The sequence below is a fragment of the Pseudoalteromonas sp. GW168-MNA-CIBAN-0100 genome (assembly GCF_040309225.1).
GTDB classification, from domain to species: domain Bacteria; phylum Pseudomonadota; class Gammaproteobacteria; order Enterobacterales; family Alteromonadaceae; genus Pseudoalteromonas; species Pseudoalteromonas arctica.
This window is the reverse complement of the sequence record NZ_JBEOOL010001057.1, coordinates 1-238: the sequence shown is the minus strand read 5'-3', so window position 1 is coordinate 238 and position 238 is coordinate 1. Positions and strand designations below refer to the sequence as shown.

At 44.1% G+C, this 238-nt stretch carries 1 protein-coding gene; it reads left to right on the top strand.

What is annotated here, in order from left to right:
- On the top strand, nucleotides 1-238 hold a 238-nt coding region (locus AAEY62_RS24595; protein WP_350637107.1), incomplete at both ends, for a DUF5117 domain-containing protein.

Below are 238 nucleotides of genomic sequence, written 5' to 3'. Positions count from 1 at the left end.
GCTCTAAAGCATTTATTAATAATACAGAGCTTGAAGCTGTGCTGACCTTTGCCGGTACTCAACCGGGTAAGTTTGTGCGTGAAATAAGCCCCGACGCCTATTCGTTAACGGTGCATATGCACCATTCACTAATTAAATTACCAGACGATAACTACACCCCGCGCAACTTCCATCCACAATCGGGTTTTTGGAGTATTGAGCATAAAAACTATGCTGCAGCACTTGGCGAGTCTATGTA